The 19,772-nt window shown below is 62.4% G+C and carries 23 protein-coding genes; 2 read left to right on the top strand and 21 right to left on the bottom strand.

Going from position 1 to position 19,772, the window contains the following annotated elements; genetic code table 11:
• Window positions 1-7: 7 nt before the first annotated feature.
• From acpS to KAK11_RS09840, 20 genes are all read right to left on the bottom strand, one after another.
• Window positions 8-406 (bottom strand): holo-ACP synthase, encoded by a 399-nt coding sequence (acpS, locus tag KAK11_RS09935; protein WP_210808772.1) that lies wholly within the window; start codon window positions 404-406, stop codon window positions 8-10.
• Window positions 403-1,194, bottom strand: a complete 792-nt coding sequence (locus KAK11_RS09930; RefSeq protein WP_210808770.1) for a pyridoxine 5'-phosphate synthase — start codon at window positions 1,192-1,194, stop codon at window positions 403-405. The genes acpS and KAK11_RS09930 overlap by 4 nt, the downstream gene beginning before the upstream one ends.
• A gap of 13 nt (window positions 1,195-1,207) precedes the next feature.
• On the bottom strand, window positions 1,208-2,044 hold the full coding sequence (gene recO, locus KAK11_RS09925; protein ID WP_210808768.1) for a DNA repair protein RecO: 837 nt from the start codon (window positions 2,042-2,044) through the stop codon (window positions 1,208-1,210).
• Window positions 2,041-2,970, bottom strand: a complete 930-nt coding sequence (era, locus tag KAK11_RS09920) for a GTPase Era (RefSeq protein WP_246498789.1) — start codon at window positions 2,968-2,970, stop codon at window positions 2,041-2,043. Before era ends, recO begins: the two co-directional genes overlap by 4 nt.
• Before the next feature lie 68 nt (window positions 2,971-3,038).
• Window positions 3,039-3,725: a ribonuclease III gene (gene rnc / locus KAK11_RS09915; protein WP_210808766.1), complete on the bottom strand. Its 687-nt coding sequence runs from the start codon at window positions 3,723-3,725 to the stop codon at window positions 3,039-3,041.
• A 20-nt stretch (window positions 3,726-3,745) separates the two neighbouring features.
• Window positions 3,746-4,111: a DUF4845 domain-containing protein gene (locus KAK11_RS09910; RefSeq protein ID WP_210808764.1), complete on the bottom strand. Its 366-nt coding sequence runs from the start codon at window positions 4,109-4,111 to the stop codon at window positions 3,746-3,748.
• A gap of 20 nt (window positions 4,112-4,131) precedes the next feature.
• Window positions 4,132-5,097, bottom strand: coding sequence for a signal peptidase I (gene lepB / locus KAK11_RS09905; protein WP_210808762.1), 966 nt, complete (start codon window positions 5,095-5,097; stop codon window positions 4,132-4,134).
• 72 nt (window positions 5,098-5,169) lie between these two features.
• Window positions 5,170-6,978 (bottom strand): translation elongation factor 4, encoded by a 1,809-nt coding sequence (gene lepA / locus KAK11_RS09900; protein ID WP_210808760.1) that lies wholly within the window; start codon window positions 6,976-6,978, stop codon window positions 5,170-5,172.
• Between the two features lie 620 nt (window positions 6,979-7,598).
• Complete coding sequence (locus KAK11_RS09895; RefSeq protein WP_210809001.1) at window positions 7,599-9,017, bottom strand: DegQ family serine endoprotease; 1,419 nt, start codon at window positions 9,015-9,017, stop codon at window positions 7,599-7,601.
• 91 nt (window positions 9,018-9,108) lie between these two features.
• Entirely contained in the window at window positions 9,109-10,119 is a 1,011-nt protein-coding gene (locus tag KAK11_RS09890) for a MucB/RseB family sigma factor regulatory protein (RefSeq protein ID WP_210808758.1), read from the bottom strand.
• A gap of 6 nt (window positions 10,120-10,125) precedes the next feature.
• Window positions 10,126-10,728 carry a sigma-E factor negative regulatory protein gene (locus KAK11_RS09885; protein WP_210808756.1) on the bottom strand — a complete coding sequence of 201 codons (603 nt, stop codon included), beginning with the start codon at window positions 10,726-10,728 and terminating at the stop codon, window positions 10,126-10,128.
• 39 nt (window positions 10,729-10,767) lie between these two features.
• On the bottom strand, window positions 10,768-11,379 hold the full coding sequence (gene rpoE / locus KAK11_RS09880) for an RNA polymerase sigma factor RpoE (RefSeq protein WP_210808754.1): 612 nt from the start codon (window positions 11,377-11,379) through the stop codon (window positions 10,768-10,770).
• Window positions 11,380-11,488: 109 nt separating this feature from the next.
• Window positions 11,489-12,733, bottom strand: coding sequence for a beta-ketoacyl-ACP synthase II (gene fabF / locus KAK11_RS09875; RefSeq protein WP_210808752.1), 1,245 nt, complete (start codon window positions 12,731-12,733; stop codon window positions 11,489-11,491).
• A gap of 89 nt (window positions 12,734-12,822) precedes the next feature.
• Window positions 12,823-13,062 (bottom strand): acyl carrier protein, encoded by a 240-nt coding sequence (gene acpP, locus KAK11_RS09870; RefSeq protein ID WP_210808750.1) that lies wholly within the window; start codon window positions 13,060-13,062, stop codon window positions 12,823-12,825.
• Window positions 13,063-13,135: 73 nt separating this feature from the next.
• Window positions 13,136-13,888 (bottom strand): 3-oxoacyl-ACP reductase FabG, encoded by a 753-nt coding sequence (fabG, locus tag KAK11_RS09865; protein WP_210808748.1) that lies wholly within the window; start codon window positions 13,886-13,888, stop codon window positions 13,136-13,138.
• A complete protein-coding gene (gene fabD / locus KAK11_RS09860) occupies window positions 13,885-14,823 on the bottom strand; it encodes an ACP S-malonyltransferase (protein ID WP_210808746.1) in 939 nt (312 codons plus the stop codon). Before fabD ends, fabG begins: the two co-directional genes overlap by 4 nt.
• A gap of 20 nt (window positions 14,824-14,843) precedes the next feature.
• A complete protein-coding gene (locus KAK11_RS09855; RefSeq protein ID WP_210809000.1) occupies window positions 14,844-15,821 on the bottom strand; it encodes a beta-ketoacyl-ACP synthase III in 978 nt (325 codons plus the stop codon).
• 14 nt (window positions 15,822-15,835) lie between these two features.
• Window positions 15,836-16,933, bottom strand: coding sequence for a phosphate acyltransferase PlsX (gene plsX, locus KAK11_RS09850; RefSeq protein ID WP_210808744.1), 1,098 nt, complete (start codon window positions 16,931-16,933; stop codon window positions 15,836-15,838).
• A 129-nt stretch (window positions 16,934-17,062) separates the two neighbouring features.
• Window positions 17,063-17,245, bottom strand: a complete 183-nt coding sequence (gene rpmF, locus KAK11_RS09845) for a 50S ribosomal protein L32 (protein WP_210808742.1) — start codon at window positions 17,243-17,245, stop codon at window positions 17,063-17,065.
• Window positions 17,246-17,488: 243 nt separating this feature from the next.
• Window positions 17,489-18,034: a YceD family protein gene (locus KAK11_RS09840; protein ID WP_210808741.1), complete on the bottom strand. Its 546-nt coding sequence runs from the start codon at window positions 18,032-18,034 to the stop codon at window positions 17,489-17,491.
• A gap of 40 nt (window positions 18,035-18,074) precedes the next feature.
• On the opposite strand from KAK11_RS09840, the gene KAK11_RS09835 reads away from it, so the two are divergent.
• On the top strand, window positions 18,075-18,683 hold the full coding sequence (locus KAK11_RS09835) for a Maf family nucleotide pyrophosphatase (protein ID WP_210808739.1): 609 nt from the start codon (window positions 18,075-18,077) through the stop codon (window positions 18,681-18,683).
• The gene (locus KAK11_RS09830) at window positions 18,680-19,444 is read left to right on the top strand and encodes an SAM-dependent methyltransferase (protein WP_210808737.1); all 765 of its coding nucleotides are present in this window, start codon (window positions 18,680-18,682) and stop codon (window positions 19,442-19,444) included. Before KAK11_RS09835 ends, KAK11_RS09830 begins: the two co-directional genes overlap by 4 nt.
• Here the strand turns inward: KAK11_RS09830 and KAK11_RS09825 are convergent.
• Window positions 19,428-19,772, bottom strand: a complete 345-nt coding sequence (locus KAK11_RS09825) for a VanZ family protein (RefSeq protein WP_210808735.1) — start codon at window positions 19,770-19,772, stop codon at window positions 19,428-19,430. The two genes, KAK11_RS09830 and KAK11_RS09825, sit on opposite strands and share 17 nt — an antisense overlap.

Here is a 19,772-nt window from a genome sequence, read left to right as displayed (position 1 = left end):
GCCGTGCTCAGGCGCTGGCCCGCTCCACCACCACAAAGCTCACCACATAGTCACTCTCGTCGCTGAGGGTGACCTGGGCGGTCAGGCCTTGGGCGTCGAACCAAGTGGCCAGCTCCCCATGCAGGCGCACAAAGGGCTTGCCGGAGGGCTCGTTGAGGATCTCGCAATCCGGCATGCGCATGGGCAGGTGCAGGCCCAAACCAATGGCTTTGGAAAAGGACTCTTTGGCGGAGAAACGAGTGGCCAGGTAAATGACCCCGCGCGCCTCATTGCGAGCGCGGCGAGCGGCAAAGACCTTGAGCTCATTCGGCCCCAGCACCTTGCTGGCAAAGCGATCACCTCGACGCGCCAGCGACGCTGCGATGCGGCGGCTGTCGCAGATGTCGGTGCCAATGCCGTGGATCATGCTGTCGCGCCGGCCGCGTGGATGCAGCCCAGGTAGGCCCGAATGGTGGCGCTGTAGCCCAGCTCCAGCGCATCGGCGATCAAGGCGTGCCCGATGGAGACTTCGGCCACGCCTGGCACTTCACGCACAAAGGCGGTGAGGTTGTCGCGGTTCAAGTCGTGCCCGGCATTGACGCCCAAGCCCGCCGCCAAAGCGGCGCGGGCGGTGGCGGCGAATTGGTCGCGCACGGCTTGTTCGCGGGGCGTGCCAAAAGCCGAGGCATAGGTTTCGGTGTAGAGCTCCACCCGGTCCGCGCCCACCGCACGGACGTGGGCCATTTGCTCAGGGATCGGGTCCATGAAGAGGCTGACGCGCATGCCCAGGGCATGGCATTCGTCGATCAGGGGGCGCAAGGTGTCGGCGTCGGCGGGCAGGTTCCAGCCGTGGTCGGAGGTGAACTGGCCTTCGCTGTCGGGCACAAAGGTGGCTTGGTGCGGCCGCACGGCGCGGATGAAGTCCATCAGGTTGTGCAGCGGATTGCCCTCAATGTTGTACTCGACCTGGGGCCAGCGCTTGAGCAGCGCGGCCAGCTCATGCACGTCGTGGGCACGGATGTGGCGCTCGTCTGGCCGAGGGTGGACGGTGATGCCGTCGGCCCCGGCTTCGAGCACGATCTCGGCAGCCCGTGTGACGCTGGGGATGCCCAGATGGCGGGTGTTGCGCAGCAGGGCCACTTTGTTGAGGTTGACCGACAAAGCCGTGCGGCCAAGAGCGTGCGCGGAGGATTCGGGGGCGACGAGCGGGTTCATGGTCTGCAGTCCATCAAGCGGTGGGGGTCGCGGGCGCCAAAGGGCGCTGCGTGTCCAGCAATTGTTGCGCGTCCAGCATCACGTCGCGGGTACGCAGGCGGGGGGTGCCCAGATGATAGTGAAGCACCGTGCGCAAACTCAGCTTGAGCGCGGTGCTTTGCGCCGCGCAAGCATATTGGACGCGGGCCAGGTCGCCCTCGGTCAATGCGGCTTGGATAGCCAACAGTGTTTCTCCGGGCACCGGGTGGTCGTCCGGCGTGGCGGGGATCAGGCCCAAGCCAGGGCGCAAGCCATAGGCCTTGCCCGCCTGCACCGCGCCTTGGGTGCTGAGGCGGTCGAGCTGCGGCAAAAAGCCCGTCTCGCGCAGCAGCACCAGTTCAAAGGCCCGCAAGGCCGCCGCCGACACCCATTCATCGGGCTGCGCCAACGCAGGCAGTGTGACGGCGTAGGCATCAAAGAGCAATGGATGCGGGTCATGCCGGGGCAGCAGCTTCATCAGCAGCTCATTGAGGTAGAAGCCCGAGAACAGGGCCGCTCCGCTGAGCATGGGCGCGCCGCCCAGCCATTCAGCCCCGCGCAGAGTGCTGACCTCGGCGTTTTCGTCGCGGCTGGGGCGGCTCACGCTGGCCAGCAGGCCTTGAAAGGGCAGGAGCACCGGCCGCAGTTGCGAATAGGGGCGCTTGGCGCCTTTGGCGACTACGGTGAGCCGACCTTGCTCGCGGGTGAAGAGGTCGAGGATCAGGCTGGTCTCGCTCCAGTCATAGCGGTGCAGCACATAGGCCGCCGTGGTGGCGGCGCGGCTGCGCGGCAGCTTGGCCGTGCTGGCGTCACCCCCGCGTGCGTTGCTCATTCGTAGCCGTAGGAGCGCAGGTGTTCTTCGCTGTCGGCCCAGCCCGAGCGGACCTTGACCCACAGCTCCAAGAACACCTTGCCGTCGGTCAGGCGCTCGAGTTCTTGGCGCGCCTCGCTGCCAATGCGCTTGAGGCGCTCGCCGCCGCTGCCAATGATCATGCCTTTGTGGGCATCGCGCTCGACCACGATGGCGGCGCTGATGCGGCGCAAGTTGCCCTCCTCTTCCCACTTCTCGATCACGACGGTGGAGTTGTAGGGCAGCTCATCGCCGGTGAGGCGGAAGAGCTTTTCGCGGATCAGCTCACTGGCCAGGAACTTTTCGCTGCGGTCGGTAAGCGCGTCTTCCTCGTAGAACCAATCTTGCTCAGGCAGATAGGGCTTGATGATCTGGAAGAGGCGGTCGACGTCCGCCTGCTTTTGCGCCGACATGGGCACATACTCGGCAAAGGGGTGGCGCTCTTGCATGCTCTTGAGCCAAGGCAGCAGGTCTGAGCGGCGGTGCACGGTGTCGAGCTTGTTGGGGATCAACACCACCGGCTTGCCTTCAGGGATCAGGGACAGCACCTTGGCGTCGTCCATCCCAAAGCGCCCGGCCTCCACCAAGAACAGCACCACGTCCACATCGGACAAGGTGGACTGCACGGTGCGGTTGAGGTTGCGGTTCAGCGCCGTGGCGTGCTTCATCTGAAAGCCGGGCGTATCGACAAACACGAACTGCGCTTCTTCGACCGTGCGCACGCCCGTGATGCGATGGCGTGTGGTTTGCGCCTTCTTGGAGGTGATGCTGATCTTCTGCCCGACCAGGGCATTCATCAAGGTGGACTTGCCCACATTGGGACGGCCCACGATGGCGACCAAGCCACAGCGCGCGCCTTCGGGGCTGGTGCGGGCCGCACCAGGGGGCAGCTCTGGCATGTCGGGCATGTCGGGCATCTCAGGCAGGTCGGACTCTGGGGGCAGGTTCAATTCGGGCACCACAAGGGTTGAGGAGGTCAGCGTGCGGGCGGCGCCCGAAGCTTGTCCAGGAGTTGGCGAGCCGCTTCTTGCTCGGCCGCGCGGCGTGAGCGGCCCGAGCCCATGCTGCTGAGTTGCAGCGCGGGCACGGCCGCTTCCACATCAAAGGTCTGCGCATGGGCTTGGCCGTGTGTGGCCACAATGCGATAGCTGGGCACGGGCAAGCGCTTGCCCTGCAACAGTTCCTGCAGCTCGGTCTTGGCGTCTTTGCGCCAGTTGTCGATGGTGGTGGTGTCAATCAGCTCCCCAAAGAGCTGCTTGACCAAAGCGTGAGCCGCTGCATCACCGCCGTCGAGGTACACCGCGCCCAACAACGCTTCGGTGGCATCGGCCAAGATGGACGGGCGCTGGGCGCCGCCGCCGCGCGCCTCGCCTTCAGACAGTTTGAGCACCTCGGGCAGGCGCAGAGCCAAGGCGACGCGGTGCAGGCTTTCTTCGCGCACCAGGTGGGCGCGGACACGGGTCAGATCGCCCTCATCCGAGCCACTGAAGCGGTCGTAGAGCAGGCGGGAGATGGTGAGGTTGAGGACAGCGTCGCCCAAGAACTCCAGGCGTTCGTTGTGGTCAGCGCCGTGGCTGCGGTGTGTCAGCGCGCGAGCAAGCAGGCTGGCCTGCTGGAAGCGATAGCCTAATCGCTGCTGCAAGGCCTCTAAGGCCGCACTCATGACACACCCAAGCGCATGGATCAGCGCACCTTGCCGCTGTAGTTCACCAGCAGGCTGACCGGCCCCACCAAGGGGATTTGCTTGTTGTAGTCGAAGCGCACTTCCATGCGCTCGTTGACGGTTTCGATCTCCAGATCAGCGCCCTTGATGGTGGCAATGGAGAACTCGATTTGAGACTGCTTATCGAACGCCGCGCGCACTTCACCAGCCGAGCCCGGACGGCTGTCGCCCTTCATGATGCGGGTCAGCGTCTGCTGAATGGTCAGGTATTCATTAAAGGACGGCCAGACGCGAATGGCCATCAGGCCCATGAAGCCCACAAAGAAAGCCCAAACCACGAGGCCAAAAATGGTCAATCCACGTTGGCGTTGGCGTGTATGCAGCATGTCGCGAGTCCTTTTGAGTCTCAATGGAAGGCCCCGATACGGCCCAAGTTTCCAAAGTTCATCCACACCACAAAGGCACGCCCTACGAGATTCTCGTCGGGCACAAAGCCCCAATAACGCGAATCTTCAGAGTTGTCACGGTTATCACCCATGACAAACAGGTTGCCTGCGGGCACTTTGCAAACAACACCTTCTAAACTGTGGCGGCATTGATCGCGGAAAGCGAAATCGTACCGCGAACCATTGAAAGACAGGGGTGTCTTTTCTTGCTGAATTCGGTGATCTACCTCACCCAGCCGCTCCGAGAAGCGCAGCATGTAGCGGTAGGCCAGGTCGTCATACTGCTCGCCCAAAGGCGTGACAGGCACAGGCTGTCCATTGATGCGCAGCTCGTGGTTCAAATAGGAGACTTCATCACCAGGCAGGCCGACCACGCGCTTGATGTAGTCGATGCGAGGATCCATGGGATAGCGAAACACCACCACGTCGCCGCGCTTGGGCGCATGGTTGTCGATGATCTTTTTGTTGATCACCGGCAGGCGCACGCCATAGTGGAACTTGTTCACCAAGATCAAGTCGCCGACCTCCAGCGTCGGGATCATGGAGCCGGTGGGGATCTTGAAGGGCTCAAACAGGAATGAGCGCATCAGGAAGACCACCACGATGACGGGGAACAAGCCCGCCGTCCAATCCAGCCACCAGGGTTGCATCAAGAGGCGCTCGCGGGCCTGGGTGATGTCGCCGTCCACCCGGTCGATGCCTTGCTTGGCCAACTCCGCGCGGCGAGCGGCATCTTGCGACTCCAGTTGGATCGCGGCCTTCTCGCGGGCGGGCTTGAAGCGGAAGATCTCTGCCAGCCAGTACAGGCCCGTGACCACCGAGAGGATGAACAGCAGCAGCGAGAAGTTGCCGTGCCACATGTCCATGTACCAACCACCCAGGTAGGCGATCAGCGCCGCGTAGAGGACGGCCGTCAATGCACTCATGCGTTTTGTCCAGCCCACGGTGAAGCGGGCGAAATGAGAGGAATCTGGAAATCGAAGGACATCGGCCGACGATCAGTCGTCCACCTGCAGAATGGCCAAGAAGGCTTCTTGCGGCACCTCGACCGAGCCAATCTGCTTCATGCGCTTCTTGCCGGCTTTTTGCTTTTCAAGCAGCTTGCGCTTACGGGTGATGTCACCGCCGTAGCATTTTGCCAGCACGTTTTTGCGCAGCGCCTTGATGTTCTCACGGGCAATGATGTTGGCGCCAATCGCGGCCTGAATGGCCACATCGTACATCTGGCGCGGGATCTGCTCACGCATCTTGGCCGCGACGGCACGGCCGCGGTACTGGCTCTGCGCACGGTGAACAATGATGGACAGCGCATCGACGCGATCGCCATTGATCAGCAGGTCCACCTTCACCACGTCGGAGGCGCGGTACTCTTTGAACTCATAGTCCATTGAGGCGTAGCCGCGTGACACGCTCTTGAGCTTGTCAAAGAAGTCCAGCACGATCTCGGCCAGCGGCATGTCGTAGGTCAGCATGACCTGGCGGCCGTGATAGGCCATATTGAGCTGCATGCCGCGCTTTTGGTTGCACAGCGTCATCACCGGGCCGACATAGTCTTGCGGCATGTACAGATGCACCGTGACGATGGGTTCGCGGATTTCTTTGATGCGACCCAGGTCCGGCATCTTGGAGGGGTTTTCCACCTCGATGACGGTGTCGTCGTTCAGTTCCACCTCGTAGACCACGCTGGGCGCGGTGGTGATCAGGTCTTGGTCGAACTCCCGCTCCAAGCGCTCTTGCACGATCTCCATGTGCAACAGGCCCAAGAAGCCACAGCGGAAGCCGAAGCCCAGCGCCTGGCTGACCTCGGGCTCATAGCGCAGCGAGCTGTCATTGAGCTTGAGCTTTTCCAGGGCGTCGCGCAGTTGGTCGTATTCGCTGGCCTCGGTGGGGTAGAGGCCGGCAAACACCTGGGGCTGAATCTCTTTGAAGCCAGGCAGCGCCTCGCTGGCCGGGCCAGCGTTGTTGGGCAGCTTCTTTTCCAGGGTAATGGTGTCACCCACCTTGGCGGCCTGCAGCTCTTTGATGCCGGCGATGATGAAGCCCACTTCGCCAGCCTTGAGCACCTCGCGGTTCTCGCTCTTGGGCGTGAAGACGCCCAGATGCTCCGCCGGATAGATGGCGTTGGTGGCCATCATGCGGATGCGGTCGCCCTTTTTGAGCTCACCGTCGACCACGCGGACCAACATCACCACGCCGACGTAATTGTCAAACCAGGAGTCGATGATCATGGCGCGCGGCGGGCCCTCGGGGTTGCCCTTGGGTGGCGGCATACGCGCAATGACGGCTTCCAGAATCTCGTCGATGCCCATGCCGATCTTGGCCGAGCATGGGATGCCGTTGCTGGCATCGATGCCGATCACATCCTCGATCTCTTCCTTGGCGCGCTCCGGGTCCGCCTGCGGCAGATCCATCTTGTTGAGGACCGGGACGACCTCAACACCAAGATCCAGAGCGGTGTAGCAGTTGGCCACGGTCTGCGCTTCAACGCCTTGCGATGCGTCGACGACCAAGAGTGCGCCCTCGCAGGCCGACAGCGAGCGGCTGACTTCATAGGAGAAGTCCACATGGCCCGGCGTGTCGATCAGGTTGAGGTTATAGACCTGCCCGTTTTGGGCTTTGTATTGCAGTGCAGCGGTTTGGGCCTTGATGGTGATGCCTCGCTCGCGCTCGATGTCCATCGAGTCGAGCACCTGGGCTTCCATTTCTCGGTCGCTCAGGCCGCCGCAGCGTTGAATGATGCGATCCGCCAGCGTGCTCTTGCCGTGATCGATGTGGGCAATGATCGAGAAGTTGCGAATGTGGTCCATGCAAGAGAGATGCGCAGGCACAGGGCCAGCGGCTTTGAGTCAGCAGCGCTTCTCAGCGCGAACATGCCCCACCAGAGCGGGGCCATTGGGGGGTGGAGAGCGCCAGTGAAAGCCCCCTGCTCTTTCGAGTGAAACACCCACTCAAATGGCTTTGGAGCACTCCCACCGCAGCGGCTCGCCACGGTTAAAAAAAAGGCACGTCCAAGAGGAGACGCGCCTTCCAACAAAACTTATGGCAACTGCTTGTTGGGCCTTCATTGTAGCCAAAAGGGCCTGTCCGCAAGCCCCGACTTTTGGTGCGAGAGGCTCGTTGCAAGGTGCCAACAGGAAAAGTTATAAACAACTTATCCACAAACCTGGAGTGGCCAGCCAGGAGTGTTGCACCGACCCCGCACTCAACGCTCATTATCGAAACAATCTCGGTAGATTTGCGCCAGATTCTATCGCTGAGCGCGAGCAATGCGGCTCAGGCAAAAAGTATGTAGGCGCTCACCCATTTGATTTGTGGCCCTGATACGACGCACACGCCAATCAGAAATTTCTTCTCCTTGGACTCAGGATTCCACCACATGGAAAGACCCGCTGCCCAGGTCGGACAGCGGGTCTGTGGGGCTGAGGCTTCAGCGGCTAGGGCGGATCACCACGTAATTGACCCAGTCTCCTCGCCGCACCAGCACCGTCACCGGCTTGTTCTTGTCGAGCTTGGCCGCCAGCGCCGTGAACTGTTTCACGTCACTCACTTCGGTGTTATCCATCAAGGTGATCACGTCGCCTTCACGCACACCGGCACGCGCCGCAGGCCCGTCGACCGACTCGACACGCACACCGCCCTTGAGCTTGAGCTCACGCTTTTGGGCATCCGTCAGGTCCACCACACCAAGGCCGAGCGTGGTCTTGACGGGTGAGGCCGGCGTCGACTCTGCGGGGCTGCTGCCTCGCGCTTTGTCGGCCTCCAACTCAACCACGCTCAAGCTGATGTCTTTGGTGCCGCCACGACGGAAGACCTGCAAGGTCGCTTTGCTGCCTGGCTTGGTGGCACCGATGATGCGCGGCAGATCGCCAGCCTTTTCGATGGCGCGGCCGTCGACCTTGACGATGATGTCACCGGCCTCAATGCCCGCCTTCTCAGCCGGTGAGCCGGGCTCGACACCTTGCACCAAGGCGCCCACGGGCTTGCCCAGGCCAATCGACTCCGCGACGTCTTCTGTGACAGGAGCGATACGCACACCGATGCGCCCACGGATGACACGACCGCCGTTACGCAGTTGGTCGGAAACGCGCGTGGCTTCGTCAATCGGAATGGCAAAGGAGATGCCGGCATAGCCGCCTGAGGGGCTGTAGATCTGGGAGTTGATGCCCACCACCTCACCCCGCATATTGATCAGCGGGCCGCCAGAGTTGCCAGGGTTGATGGCCACGTCCGTTTGAATGAAGGGCAGGTATTGGCCGGTGTCGCGCTGCTTGGCGCTGACGATGCCAGCGGTGACCGTGCTCTCCAAGCCAAAGGGCGAGCCAATGGCCATCACCCACTCGCCCACTTTGAGGCGGTTGGCATCGCCAATTTTCACCGCGGGCAAGCCCGTGGCTTCGATCTTGACCACAGCCACATCGGTGCGCGCATCCGCGCCCACCACCTTGGCTTTGTATTTGCGCTTGTCGGTCAGGGTGACCCACAACTCATCCGCACCATCGACCACGTGGGCGTTGGTCATCACGAAGCCATCGGAGGTGAGAATGAAGCCCGAGCCTTCACCACGGCGCTGCGGGCCATCATCATCGCCACCACGGGGCGTGCGGCCATCTGGGCGATTGGGCATGGGGATGCCGAATCGCTTGAAGAACTCTTCGACATTCGGGTCCATGCCACCGCCGCCACGCACAGGGCTCTTCACCCGCTCAGAGGTCTTGATGTTGACCACCGACGGGCCGACTTGCTCCACCAACTCGGTGAAGTCGGGCAAGCCCTTGGGCTGGGCCTGTGCGGCGGGCGCCGCCACCAGGGCGAACGCGGTGACCGAGGCCAGCAACAGGCCCAGCATGGGGCTGCGGGACTTGGACTGAGACAAACTCGATTGAGACAGCACGCTTTCTCCTTTTCTCAACGACATCAAGCCGTGGCCGGCGCTTGCGTCAACGCTTGCGGCTCAAGGCTTGCACAAACTTCTTGAGGGTCTCCAGAGGAACGTCCCCGACGACCGTCACCCAGTGGTCACCCCTGCGGGTCGCCAAAGTGGACGTAGCACCAAGGGTGGTGACCGCTTCTGCTTGGTGCCTTTTGGGGTCAAAAGGTTCGATGAAAAGCGAGATATGTGTCAATCCGTCTGCAAAGATAGTTTGCAGCACGATGGGTGAACTGTCGGAGGCCATCACATCCAGTGAGCGCCGCGCACAGGTCACCTCCTGAAAGCCCGCAGGGGGCTTGGAGAGCACCCAACCTTCTTGCTCCAAAGCCGTTGGGAGCGCTTGGTTGCGAATGACGCGATAGCCCGGCAGATGGCGCAGCACCGCCATGGCCTGCTCAGCTTGCGAACGTATGCCAATACTGACCTCAGTAAAGGACACCGATTCCATCAACTGACCGTTGGCCGCCAGCACATCCGCACGCAGCAACAGCCCTGTTCGACGCTCCGCCCACAAACGCTGACTGAATCGCAGCGCATCACGCGCCTTGAGCAGCACCACTTCGGCGGGCAAGCCGGCCACGCGATCCAGCCCTAAGGGATGGAGCTCATACCATTCGAGGACGCGCTTTTCACCGCCCGAAAACAGCGCCGGAAAGGTCGCGCGTGGCTCGCGTTGCTCAATGAGCGCCAGCTTGGCGTTGGGCCACAGCGTGTGCACCACATCGTTGTGGCGGATCATGCTGCGCGCTTCACCATCCAGCCAGTCGATGCGCTCCACTTGCTGGCCGCCATCGGCAAAGTGCTGGACCCGCGAGGTGGACGTCTGCACGCCATTGGAGACCACCAAGGTGCCTTGGTAGTTGCGCTGCAAGGCCGCTTCATGAATGCGCAAGAGCCAGGCTCGCGCGTCATGGCCTTGTGCTGTTGCGGCGTCCTGAGCGTGGGCCGGCAACGCCATGACGCCCGCGAGAAGCGGCATCACGCAGACGCACAAACGCAAAGCAACAGTGGGCTTCATGAGGCGTCAGCGGCTGGGATTCACGGCCACTTGGCGCACGCCACCGGGCGCAGCCAGGGCTGGGCCTTGCACGTACTGACGATGGGCCGCCAAGTAGCGGTCCAATTCGGGGTCACGCACCATGGTCATGGGCATTTGTGCGCTCACCTCAGGGGCTGGCCCGACTTGTGCCAAGCCTGGGGCAACAGCCTGCGGCAGCCCCTGCGGTTGACGGACCCAACTGCCCACAGCGACGGCGACAGAGGCCGCCACTGCCGCCGAGCCCAGCCAGTAACGGGTGCCGACGCGCCGCTGTCGAGGCGCTGCCTGGGCAGGCTCTAGCCGTTGTTGCGTCAAGGCGGCAGCCGCGGGCGCCAAGACGGTCGGCTCCTGCGCCAAACGCTGCCTGAGGCCCGCCAAGAAATGCGCGTCATGGCTCGGCGTCTGCGCCAGGTCTTCCGAGCGCAAGACATCGCCGATCAGAGACCATGTGTGCCAATCCTCACGGGTGTCGTCATCAGCCCATTGGCGGCACAGCTGCTCCAACTCAGCGGCTTCAGCCTCACCATCGAAGAGGGCGCTGCATTGCTCGGGGGTCAGTGGCTTTGGGTGGGGAATCGCGGATGTCATGACCTTACTCCAACAAACCAAACCATGAGATCGTCCCCCTCACCAGCGCTCACCCGCACGGGTGGCCAATAGCGGACGCAGCCGCAACGCAATGGCTTCGCGAGCCCGGAAGATTCGCGAGCGAACCGTTCCGATCGGGCAAGCCATGATCTCAGCGATCTCTTCATAACTCAGACCTTCAATCTCGCGCAAGGTGATGGCCTGCCGAAGATCTTCGGACAGCGCTTCTATGGCCGCATTCACCGCCGCAGCGACTTCCTTGCTGGCCAACTCCGATTCCGGGGTGGCTCCATCGCTTGGTTCCAAATCTGGCCGATAAGTTTCATCCTCTTCGTCAGCACTTGCCCGAGAGGCTTCGGTGACGAGTGGATCGCGCTGAAGGTCGCCCAGCGCGCGTTTGGCCGTATTGACCGCAATGCGATAGAGCCAGGTGTAGAACGCGCTCTCGCCGCGAAATCCCGGCAGAGCGCGGTAGGCTCGGATGAAGGTCTCTTGGGCAATGTCTTGCACCAAGTCGACGTCGCGCACCATGCGGCCGATCAGGCGCTCGATGCGCCGCTGGTACTTGATGACCAGCATTTCAAAGGCCTTGGTGTCGCCGCGCTGTACGCGCGCCACCAAAGCAGCGTCGAGGTCGGTGGGGCTGTCCATCAGGTCAAGGCCCACGTGTGGTGACCACAAAGGTCAGCCAGGCCCCCAGCCCTTTGAGGTGGAGGCGCGGTGCAGAGCGCGGCCCCCATGCTGCGAATAGGCCTAGGTATCAAACGCGTCGGAACACCAGCGTGCCGTTGGTGCCACCGAAGCCGAAGTTGTTCTTGACGGCCACGTCGATCTTCATCTCCCGCGCTTCATTGGCGCAGTAGTCCAAATCGCATTCCGGGTCTTGGTTGAAGATGTTGATGGTGGGCGGCGAGACTTGGTGATGCAAGGCCAGCACACTGAAGACCGACTCCACACCGCCGGCGCCGCCCAACAAGTGACCCGTCATCGACTTGGTGGAGTTCACCACCAGGTTCTTGGCATGGTCACCAAAGGCCAGCTTGATGGCATTGGTTTCGTTCAGGTCACCCAGGGGCGTGGAGGTGCCGTGGGCATTGAGGTACTGAACTTGATCTGGGTTCAAGCCGGCATTGCGCAGCGCAGCCTTCATGGACCGCTTGGGGCCATCCACATTGGGGGCTGTCATGTGATAAGCGTCGGCGCCCATGCCGAAGCCCACGACTTCGGCATAGATGCGCGCACCACGCTTCTTGGCGTATTCATAGTCTTCCAAGACCATGACACCCGCGCCTTCACCCATCACAAAGCCATCGCGGTCTTTGTCCCAGGGGCGCGAGGCCGTGGTGGGATCGTCATTGCGGGTGGAGAGTGCACGCGCAGAGGCGAAACCACCGACGCACAACATCGAGACCGTGGCCTCTGAGCCACCTGCCACCATGACGTCGGCATCACCCGCTTCGATCATGCGTGCAGCCTGGCCGATGCAATGCAGGCCCGTGGTGCAGGCCGTCACGATGGCCAAGTTGGGCCCCGTGAAACCAAAGCGGATGGAGACGTGCCCGGAGATCATGTTGATGATCGAGGCCGGCACGAAAAATGGGGAGATCCGGCGAGGGCCGCGGTCAAACATCAGTTTGGCCGTGGCCTCAATGCCGGGAATGCCACCGATCCCTGAACCGATGAGACAGCCGATGCGCTCAGCTTCATCTTCGGACAGGGCGTCGCCCGTCGGCAAGCCCGCATCCTGTACAGCCTGAATGGCCGCAGCCATGCCGAAATGGATGAAGGTGTCCATGGCCTTGGCTTCTTTGCCGGGGATGTAGTCCTCGACTTGGAAACCTTTGACCTCACCGGCAACTTGGCAGGTCAAGCCCGACGCATCGAACTTGGTGATGGTGCCAATGCCCGAGCGGCCAGCGACCAAATTGGCCCAGCCTTCGGAAACGGTGTTGCCGACCGGGCTGATGAGCCCAAGGCCGGTAATGACGACGCGTCGACGAGTCATGCGTGAAGATCGGTGCGTTGTAGGGCCCAGGGCCCGGCAGAGCGGGCGACTGGTGTCAGGCGCTCACCAAAGAGCACCCGAAGTCAGGATCAAGCCTTGGCGTTGTTCTTGGCGTAGTCAACCGCCAATTGCACCGTGGTGATCTTTTCGGCTTCTTCATCGGGGATTTCGATGCCGAACTCGTCTTCCAGAGCCATGACCAGCTCCACAGTGTCCAGGGAATCTGCGCCCAGGTCGGCCACAAAGGCCTTGTCGCCGACGACGTCAGCTTCGGGAACGCCGAGTTGTTCGGCAATGATCTTCTTGACGCGTGCTTCGATATCGCTCATATCTCCTCCGGGAGGTGATTCAAAAACGGGGCGGATTCTACGCTGGCAGCGTGGGTACTCCGCCCCAGGGGGTTCAGTTCATGAACATACCGCCATTGACGGGTAGTTCGCTGCCAGTGATATAGCCTGCTTGTGGCGATGCCAAAAACGCCACCGCATGGGCGACTTCTTCGGCTTGGCCCAAGCGTTGCAAGGGGATTTGTTGCTGAAGCGCAGCTTTTTGCGCCTCGGGCAGTGCATCGGTCATGTCGGTGGCAATAAAGCCTGGGGCCACACAGTTCACCGTGATCGAGCGGCTGCCCAGTTCTCGAGCCAGGGAGCGGGTCATGCCCGCCACACCGGCCTTGGCCGCAGCATAGTTGGCTTGGCCCGCGTTGCCCATCCCCCCAACCACCGAGGTGATGTTGACGATTCGGCCGTAGCGCTGCCTCATCATGGGGCGCAACACGGCGCGCGACATGCGGAACACCGCCTTGAGATTGGTGTCGACCACCGCATCCCAGTCGTCGTCCTTCATGCGCATGGCCAAGGTGTCGCGGGTGATGCCGGCATTGTTGACCAGCACGTGCAGAGCACCATGCGCCTTCAAGATGCCATCGATGGTGGCATCGACGGCTGCAGCATCATTGACATTCAGCACCACGCCACGGCTCTGGCCCAAGCCCGCCAAGGCGTCGGAGATGGCTTGCGCACCGGACTCTGAGGTCGCCGTGCCGATGACATGCAGGCCTTGACGCGCCAGCTCCATGGCAATGGCGCGGCCGATGCCGCGCGACGCCCCGGTGACCAGGGCCACTTGCCCCGCGAAGGTGGTGACCTCACTCATGCGAGCATTCCTTTAACGTCTTGCAGACTGGCCGGGTCAAACACAGTCGCAGTTTGAGCCTCAGCATCAATGCGCTTGACCATGCCGGACAGCACTTTGCCCGGGCCACATTCCATGATGTGGGTGAGACCCCGCGCGCGCAGCGCTTGGATCACTTCCACCCAACGCACCGGGCCAAAAGCCTGGCGATACAGCGCATCTTTGATGGCCGCCGGATCTTGCACCGCCGCCACATCGATGTTGTTGACGACAGCGATTTCGGGCGAGCGGACCTCGATCTCGCTCAAACGAGCCTTCAAACGCTCGGCGGCTGGCTTCATCAGCGACGAGTGGAAGGGCGCGGAGACCGGCAGCGGCAAGGCGCGCTTGGCGCCCCGCGACTTGAGCAACTCACAGGCGGCAGCCACCCCTTCTTTGGTCCCAGCAATCACCGTTTGCTTGGGGTCATTGAAGTTCACCGCCTCAACCACATGCCCACTGGCGGCAGCGGCATCCAGACAGCCTGTTCTGACAGCGTCTGCCTCCAAGCCCAAGATGGCGGCCATGGCGCCCACGCCAACCGGCACGGCTTCTTGCATGGCTTGCGCACGCAAACGCACCAGCGGCAGCGCATCTGCCAAGCTGAGGCTGCCTGCAGCCACCAGCGCCGTGTACTCACCCAAGGAATGCCCTGCCACAGCAGCCGGCTTAGCGCCACCTTCTGCCAGCCAAGCCCGGTAGCAGGCAATGCCCGCCGTGAGCATCACAGGCTGCGTGTTGGTGGTGAGATCCAATTGCTCCTTGGGGCCTGCTTGGATCAAACCAGCCAGGTCTTCGCCCAGGGCTGAGTTGGCTTCACGCAGGGTGTCGCGAACGGCGGGGTGGTCACCCCAAGCATCCAACATGCCCACGGCTTGAGAGCCTTGGCCCGGAAAAACAAATGCAAATGCTGTCATGGCGGTCTTGCGTGGGGAAGTCAGAAATCCAACAACACCGCGCCCCAGGTGAATCCACCGCCCACGCCTTCTAGCATCACGGTATCTCCCCGGCCGATACGGCCAGAACGAACAGCGTGATCCAAGGCCAGCGGGATGGAGGCCGCAGAGGTGTTGCCATGTTGATCGACGGTCACGATGACACGGTCGGTGGGCACTTTGAGCTTGCGCGCGGTGCCCTGCATGATGCGGATATTGGCCTGATGCGGGATCAGCCAGTCGATGTCTTCTTCGGTACGGCCGGCAGCCTCGAGCACTTCACGGGCGACTTTTTCCAGCACAGAGACCGCGAGCTTGAAGACGGCTTGGCCGTCCATGCGCAGCAGGGGCGAGCCCAAGACCTCGCCCCCAGACACCGTACCGGGTGTGCACAGCACATCGGCGTAACGGCCGTCAGCATGAAGCTTGGTGGCCAAGAGGCCAGGCTCAGCGCTGGCCTCGAGAACAACAGCGCCAGCACCATCACCGAACAGCACGCAGGTGGTGCGGTCGTTGAAATCGAGAATGCGAGAGAAGACCTCGGCGCCGATGACCAAGGCTTTTTTGGCGGTGCCTGCGCGAATCATCGCGTCAGCCACTGTCAAGCCATAGACAAAGCCGGCGCACACCGCCTGCACATCGAAGGCGGGGCAACCCACAATGCCGAGGCGACGCTGGATCAAACAGGCCACCGAGGGGAACACCATGTCTGGCGTGGAGGTGGCGACGATGATCAGGTCGATCTCTTGGGCGGAGATGCCCGCAGCCTCAAGCGCCCGCTGAGCGGCCTCTGTGCCGAGGTCGCTGGAGGTCACCTCGGGCGCTGCAAAGTGGCGCGCGTGAATGCCTGTGCGCTCGACAATCCACTCGTGCGAGCTTTCCAGACCACGTTCTGCGAGCTGGGCCACCAAATCAGCGTTGGTGACGCGACGCGGTGGCAGCACGCTACCGGTGCCAGCAATGCGGGTGTATCGGGGCAATGATGAAGAGGAGGTCATGCTGCAACAGGCGCACCCGACGCATTGTCGGCTGCAGAAGGCATCGCCTCTAAGGTCTCGATGATGCGGTCGCGCACCCGATCGAGCAGACGATTTCTGGCTGCATCATAAGCGCGCACCAATGCGCGCTCGAAAGCAAATGCATCGGCCGACCCGTGGCTCTTGAACACCAGGCCTCGCAAACCGAGCAGCGCGGCACCGTTGAAACTGCGCGGATCGACCCGAGCTCTGAAACGCTTCAGCACCGGCAAAGCCACCAAGGCCGCCAGTTTGGTCCACCATGTTCGAGTGAACTCTTCTTTGATGAAGTGCGCCAGCATCGAGGCTAGGCCTTCGGTCGTCTTGAGCGCCACATTGCCGACAAAACCATCGCAGACCACGATATCCACCGTGCCCTTGAAGATGTCATTGCCTTCGACATTGCCGTAGACATTGAGATGGCCATCATCGGCGGCCGCGCGCAGCAAATCAGCCGCTTGCTTGATCACGTCGCTGCCCTTGATGGCTTCAGCGCCGATATTCAGCAGCCCCACGGAAGGCTCCGTCTTGCCATCCACCGCCGACACCAAGGCGCTGCCCATCACCGCGAACTGCAGCAGATGTTCGGCCGTGCAGTCCACATTGGCACCCAGGTCCAGCATGGTCGTGAACTCGCCACGGTCGTTGGGGATCACCGACGCGATGGCGGGCCGATCAATGCCGTCCAAGGTCTTCAGCAGGTAGCGCGCCAGTGCCATCAAGGCCCCAGTGTTGCCGGCAGACACACAAGCATCTGCAGCAGCCGGGACCTCCCCTTGCGCTTTGAGCTGGCTGATCGCAACCCGCATGGACGAGTCTTTTTTGCGACGCAGCGCCACCTCAACGGGGTCGTCCATGGAGACGACTTCGGAGGCATGAACGTGAATGCAGCGCGGCCAGCCCAGAGCAGGCGCGAGACCTTCGGGCGTACCGACAAGCACCAACTCGGCCTGCGGATGCGCTGCCAGAAAGGACTGACAGGCCGGCAAGGTCACGGAAGGGCCATGGTCGCCCCCCATGCAGTCCACGGCTAAGCGGACACGCGACAGGGGCGTCAGAGAATCGGTGTGAGACACAGCGTAGGCAAAGCGGGCGCAAACTTCAAGCGCCCACTCTCTGAACGCGTAAACGTTCGAGAGGACCTGCGGCGCACCACATGGACATCAAGCGCGCACAGGAGGGTGCGCGCTCAGCCACCCTCAAGATCAGGCGTCAGCCTTGGTCTTCAGAACCTTGCGACCACGGTAAAAACCGGTCGGGCTGATGTGGTGACGCAGATGCACTTCACCCGTGGTGGCCTCAATGGCAGTGCCCGGCTGGGTCAGCGCGTTGTGGGAACGATGCATACCCCGCTTGGAGGGCGACTTTTTGTTCTGCTGAACAGCCATGGAAATCTCCTGGTGCGCTTAAAAAAACGCAAAACAGCGCGACATAAACCCAAGGGCTGACACTTGCATCCACAAGACTCAGCGGGCTTACCCCAGCGCTCGTCAAATCACCGATTCAGGACTGAAGCCCAAACCGCACACACGGCCCTCGCGAGCCGCCCGCCGCTCTCATCAGGGGCATATCGCAATCACTGCGACGCCTGCTGTAAGCCCGGGAAAGTCCGCGAGTATAGCATGCACCCGTCATTTGCCCAACTTGCCCTTCAGGCCCGCCAAGGCAGCGAACGGGTTCTCCTCGGGCACCACCGGCAGGTCATCCACCGGCACAGGCAGGGGCTTCGGGCAAACGCCATGACGCGGCACCAGCGGCATGCCCAGAATCAACTCGTCCTCGATCAGCTCAAGGATGTTCAGCCAACGTGGCAGGGCCAAGACATCGTCTTCCAACTCCGCATCCAGCGCCTCGGCTTCCTCTTCGGTGTTCACAAAGCGCACCCAGCGGTCCAGCGACAGATGCTCACGCACCGGCCCCAGGCATCGCTGACAGACCAGCGCCACTTCGACATCGGCCGCCAATCGACCCCACATCTCAGGAGCCCCACCGGTCACTGGGCGCAACTCCCCTTGGAATTGCCACGCCACGGAAGCCTCTGTCGGCATGTGCTCCGCCATGACGAGTTCGTGCAGGCGCTCTAACTGTGCCACGGGAGTTTGGCCCTGAACTGTTTGGGCGTCCGTGATCAGCGGCTTGATGTCGAGCCGCAAGGGGTTAAATGAAGTTGCCGTCATGGCCGGGAGTTTAAAGGGGCAAGAGTGGGAAAATCGGCGCATGTCGCCCTCCCCTGCATTGATTTTGGCCTCCACATCGCGCTACCGGCGCGAGCTGCTGGAGCGTTTCAGGACCCCTTTTCAAGCCGTGTCGCCCCACGTCGATGAAAGCCCGCTGCCTGGCGAGCAGCCCGCAGACTTGGCGCTGCGACTGGCTTTGGCCAAGGCCCAAGCCGTGGCCGAGCAGTACCCCGATGCGGTGGTGATTGGCTCTGACCAGGTGGCCGACGTGGACGGCGAAGCCGTAGGCAAGCCCGGCACCCACGAGCGCGCAGCGGCCCAGTTGACCCGCATGAGCGGTCGACAAATTGTGTTTCAAACCGCGGTGGCTGTGGTGCGCCGCAGTACCGGCTTTGCAGAGGTGCAACTGGCCCCGGTGCAGGTGCGGTTCCGCACACTCGAGCCCAGCGATATTGAGCGTTATCTTCGTCTAGAGCAACCCTACGACTGCGCCGGGAGCGCCAAGTGCGAGACGCTGGGCATCTCACTCCTGGAAGCCATCGTCTCTGACGACCCCACCGCCTTGATCGGCCTGCCCTTGATCCGCACTGCGGCTTTGATGCGCGCTGCCGGGCTGGACCCGCTGCTGACCGCAGAGGGGCTGGCATGAGCGCCTCCCGCGGTCGCTTGATCTTGGTGCCCAATACGCTGGATTTGGCCACCAGCCCGACGGCGATTGAGCAGGTGCTGAGCCGAGGCGCGCTGCAACGCGCTGCAGGCCTGCAGCACTGGGTGGTGGAAAACGCCAAGACCGCCCGAGCGTTTCTCAAGCGTGTGAATGAGGTGCAGCCTCTGAGTCAGCCTTTGCAGGAACTGTCCATTCAGGAGATGCCCAGAGCCCGCAAAGGCAGCACCGACGGCATCAGCGCCGAGGCCTGGGAGGCGCTGCTGGCCCCTGCGCAGCACGGGCACGATATCGGCCTGCTGTCAGACGCGGGCTTGCCCGGCGTGGCCGACCCTGGCGCTGGCTTGGTGAGCGCCGCGCACCGACGCGACATCGTGGTGGACGTCTTGGCGGGGCCGAGTTCATTGACCTTGGCCTTGGCCGCCAGCGGCTTGAATGGCCAGCGCTTTGCGTTTGAAGGCTATCTTCCGCAAGACACTGCTGAGCGGGCTCAACGCGTGCGCGCACTGGAGGCGCGCTCCGCACAAGAAGGACAGACCCAGATTGCGATCGAGACGCCCTATCGAAACACCGCACTGTTGGTGGCCTTGATCCAAGCCCTGAAGCCCAACACCCGACTCAGCGTCGCTTGGGGACTGACCTCGGCCGGCGGTGGCTGCAAAACACTGAGTGTGGCTCAGTGGCGCCAGCAAGCCAGCCCAACGCTACCCGCGGACCTGCCCGCCGTGTTCATGTGGCTGGCCTGACGGCCACCAATCCCCAGCCAAGGCCAACGCCCAAAGCGTCTGCCGCCAAGTCGGCCCAACTCGCATCGCGATAGCCCGTGAAGCCCTGAGCCACCTCAATCAGGGCGCCGAGCCCCAGCAGCAGGCCAGCGAGCGGCAGCGTGCGCCACCAGCCCGTGCGAGCACCCATCACCCACAAGACGAAGAAGGCGAAAGCGTGCTGCACCTTGTCGGCGTAAGGCACGGATCTGGGTGAAGGCGGCATGGGTGCCAGGGCCAAAACCAGAATGGCCAGCACGGTGAACACAAACACAGCGCGCCAGAGCCGCGGGCGCCAATCAGTACGCAT

The sequence above is a fragment of the Ideonella paludis genome (assembly GCF_018069865.1).
GTDB lineage: Bacteria > Pseudomonadota > Gammaproteobacteria > Burkholderiales > Burkholderiaceae_C > Ideonella > Ideonella paludis.
The sequence above is the reverse complement of the archived record's forward strand: the minus strand, read 5'-3'. Positions and strand labels throughout refer to the sequence as shown.

Excerpts from the sequence above, each read along its gene's own strand:
- acpS (WP_210808772.1), bottom strand. The coding sequence starts at position 406 with ATGATCCACGGCATTGGCACCGACATCTGCGACAGCCGCCGCATCGCA.
- KAK11_RS09930 (WP_210808770.1), bottom strand. The coding sequence starts at position 1,194 with ATGAACCCGCTCGTCGCCCCCGAATCCTCCGCGCACGCTCTTGGCCGC.
- recO (WP_210808768.1), bottom strand. The coding sequence starts at position 2,044 with ATGAGCAACGCACGCGGGGGTGACGCCAGCACGGCCAAGCTGCCGCGC.
- era (WP_246498789.1), bottom strand. The coding sequence starts at position 2,970 with ATGCCCGACATGCCAGAGCTGCCCCCTGGTGCGGCCCGCACCAGCCCC.
- rnc (WP_210808766.1), bottom strand. The coding sequence starts at position 3,725 with ATGAGTGCGGCCTTAGAGGCCTTGCAGCAGCGATTAGGCTATCGCTTC.
- KAK11_RS09910 (WP_210808764.1), bottom strand. The coding sequence starts at position 4,111 with ATGCTGCATACACGCCAACGCCAACGTGGATTGACCATTTTTGGCCTC.
- lepB (WP_210808762.1), bottom strand. The coding sequence starts at position 5,097 with ATGAGTGCATTGACGGCCGTCCTCTACGCGGCGCTGATCGCCTACCTG.
- lepA (WP_210808760.1), bottom strand. The coding sequence starts at position 6,978 with ATGGACCACATTCGCAACTTCTCGATCATTGCCCACATCGATCACGGC.
- KAK11_RS09895 (WP_210809001.1), bottom strand. The coding sequence starts at position 9,017 with ATGCTGGGCCTGTTGCTGGCCTCGGTCACCGCGTTCGCCCTGGTGGCG.
- KAK11_RS09890 (WP_210808758.1), bottom strand. The coding sequence starts at position 10,119 with ATGAAGCCCACTGTTGCTTTGCGTTTGTGCGTCTGCGTGATGCCGCTT.
- KAK11_RS09885 (WP_210808756.1), bottom strand. The coding sequence starts at position 10,728 with ATGACATCCGCGATTCCCCACCCAAAGCCACTGACCCCCGAGCAATGC.
- rpoE (WP_210808754.1), bottom strand. The coding sequence starts at position 11,379 with ATGGACAGCCCCACCGACCTCGACGCTGCTTTGGTGGCGCGCGTACAG.
- fabF (WP_210808752.1), bottom strand. The coding sequence starts at position 12,733 with ATGACTCGTCGACGCGTCGTCATTACCGGCCTTGGGCTCATCAGCCCG.
- acpP (WP_210808750.1), bottom strand. The coding sequence starts at position 13,062 with ATGAGCGATATCGAAGCACGCGTCAAGAAGATCATTGCCGAACAACTC.
- fabG (WP_210808748.1), bottom strand. The coding sequence starts at position 13,888 with ATGAGTGAGGTCACCACCTTCGCGGGGCAAGTGGCCCTGGTCACCGGG.
- fabD (WP_210808746.1), bottom strand. The coding sequence starts at position 14,823 with ATGACAGCATTTGCATTTGTTTTTCCGGGCCAAGGCTCTCAAGCCGTG.
- rpmF (WP_210808742.1), bottom strand. The coding sequence starts at position 17,245 with ATGGCTGTTCAGCAGAACAAAAAGTCGCCCTCCAAGCGGGGTATGCAT.
- KAK11_RS09840 (WP_210808741.1), bottom strand. The coding sequence starts at position 18,034 with ATGACGGCAACTTCATTTAACCCCTTGCGGCTCGACATCAAGCCGCTG.
- KAK11_RS09835 (WP_210808739.1), top strand. The coding sequence starts at position 18,075 with ATGTCGCCCTCCCCTGCATTGATTTTGGCCTCCACATCGCGCTACCGG.
- KAK11_RS09830 (WP_210808737.1), top strand. The coding sequence starts at position 18,680 with ATGAGCGCCTCCCGCGGTCGCTTGATCTTGGTGCCCAATACGCTGGAT.
- KAK11_RS09825 (WP_210808735.1), bottom strand. The coding sequence starts at position 19,772 with ATGCGTACTGATTGGCGCCCGCGGCTCTGGCGCGCTGTGTTTGTGTTC.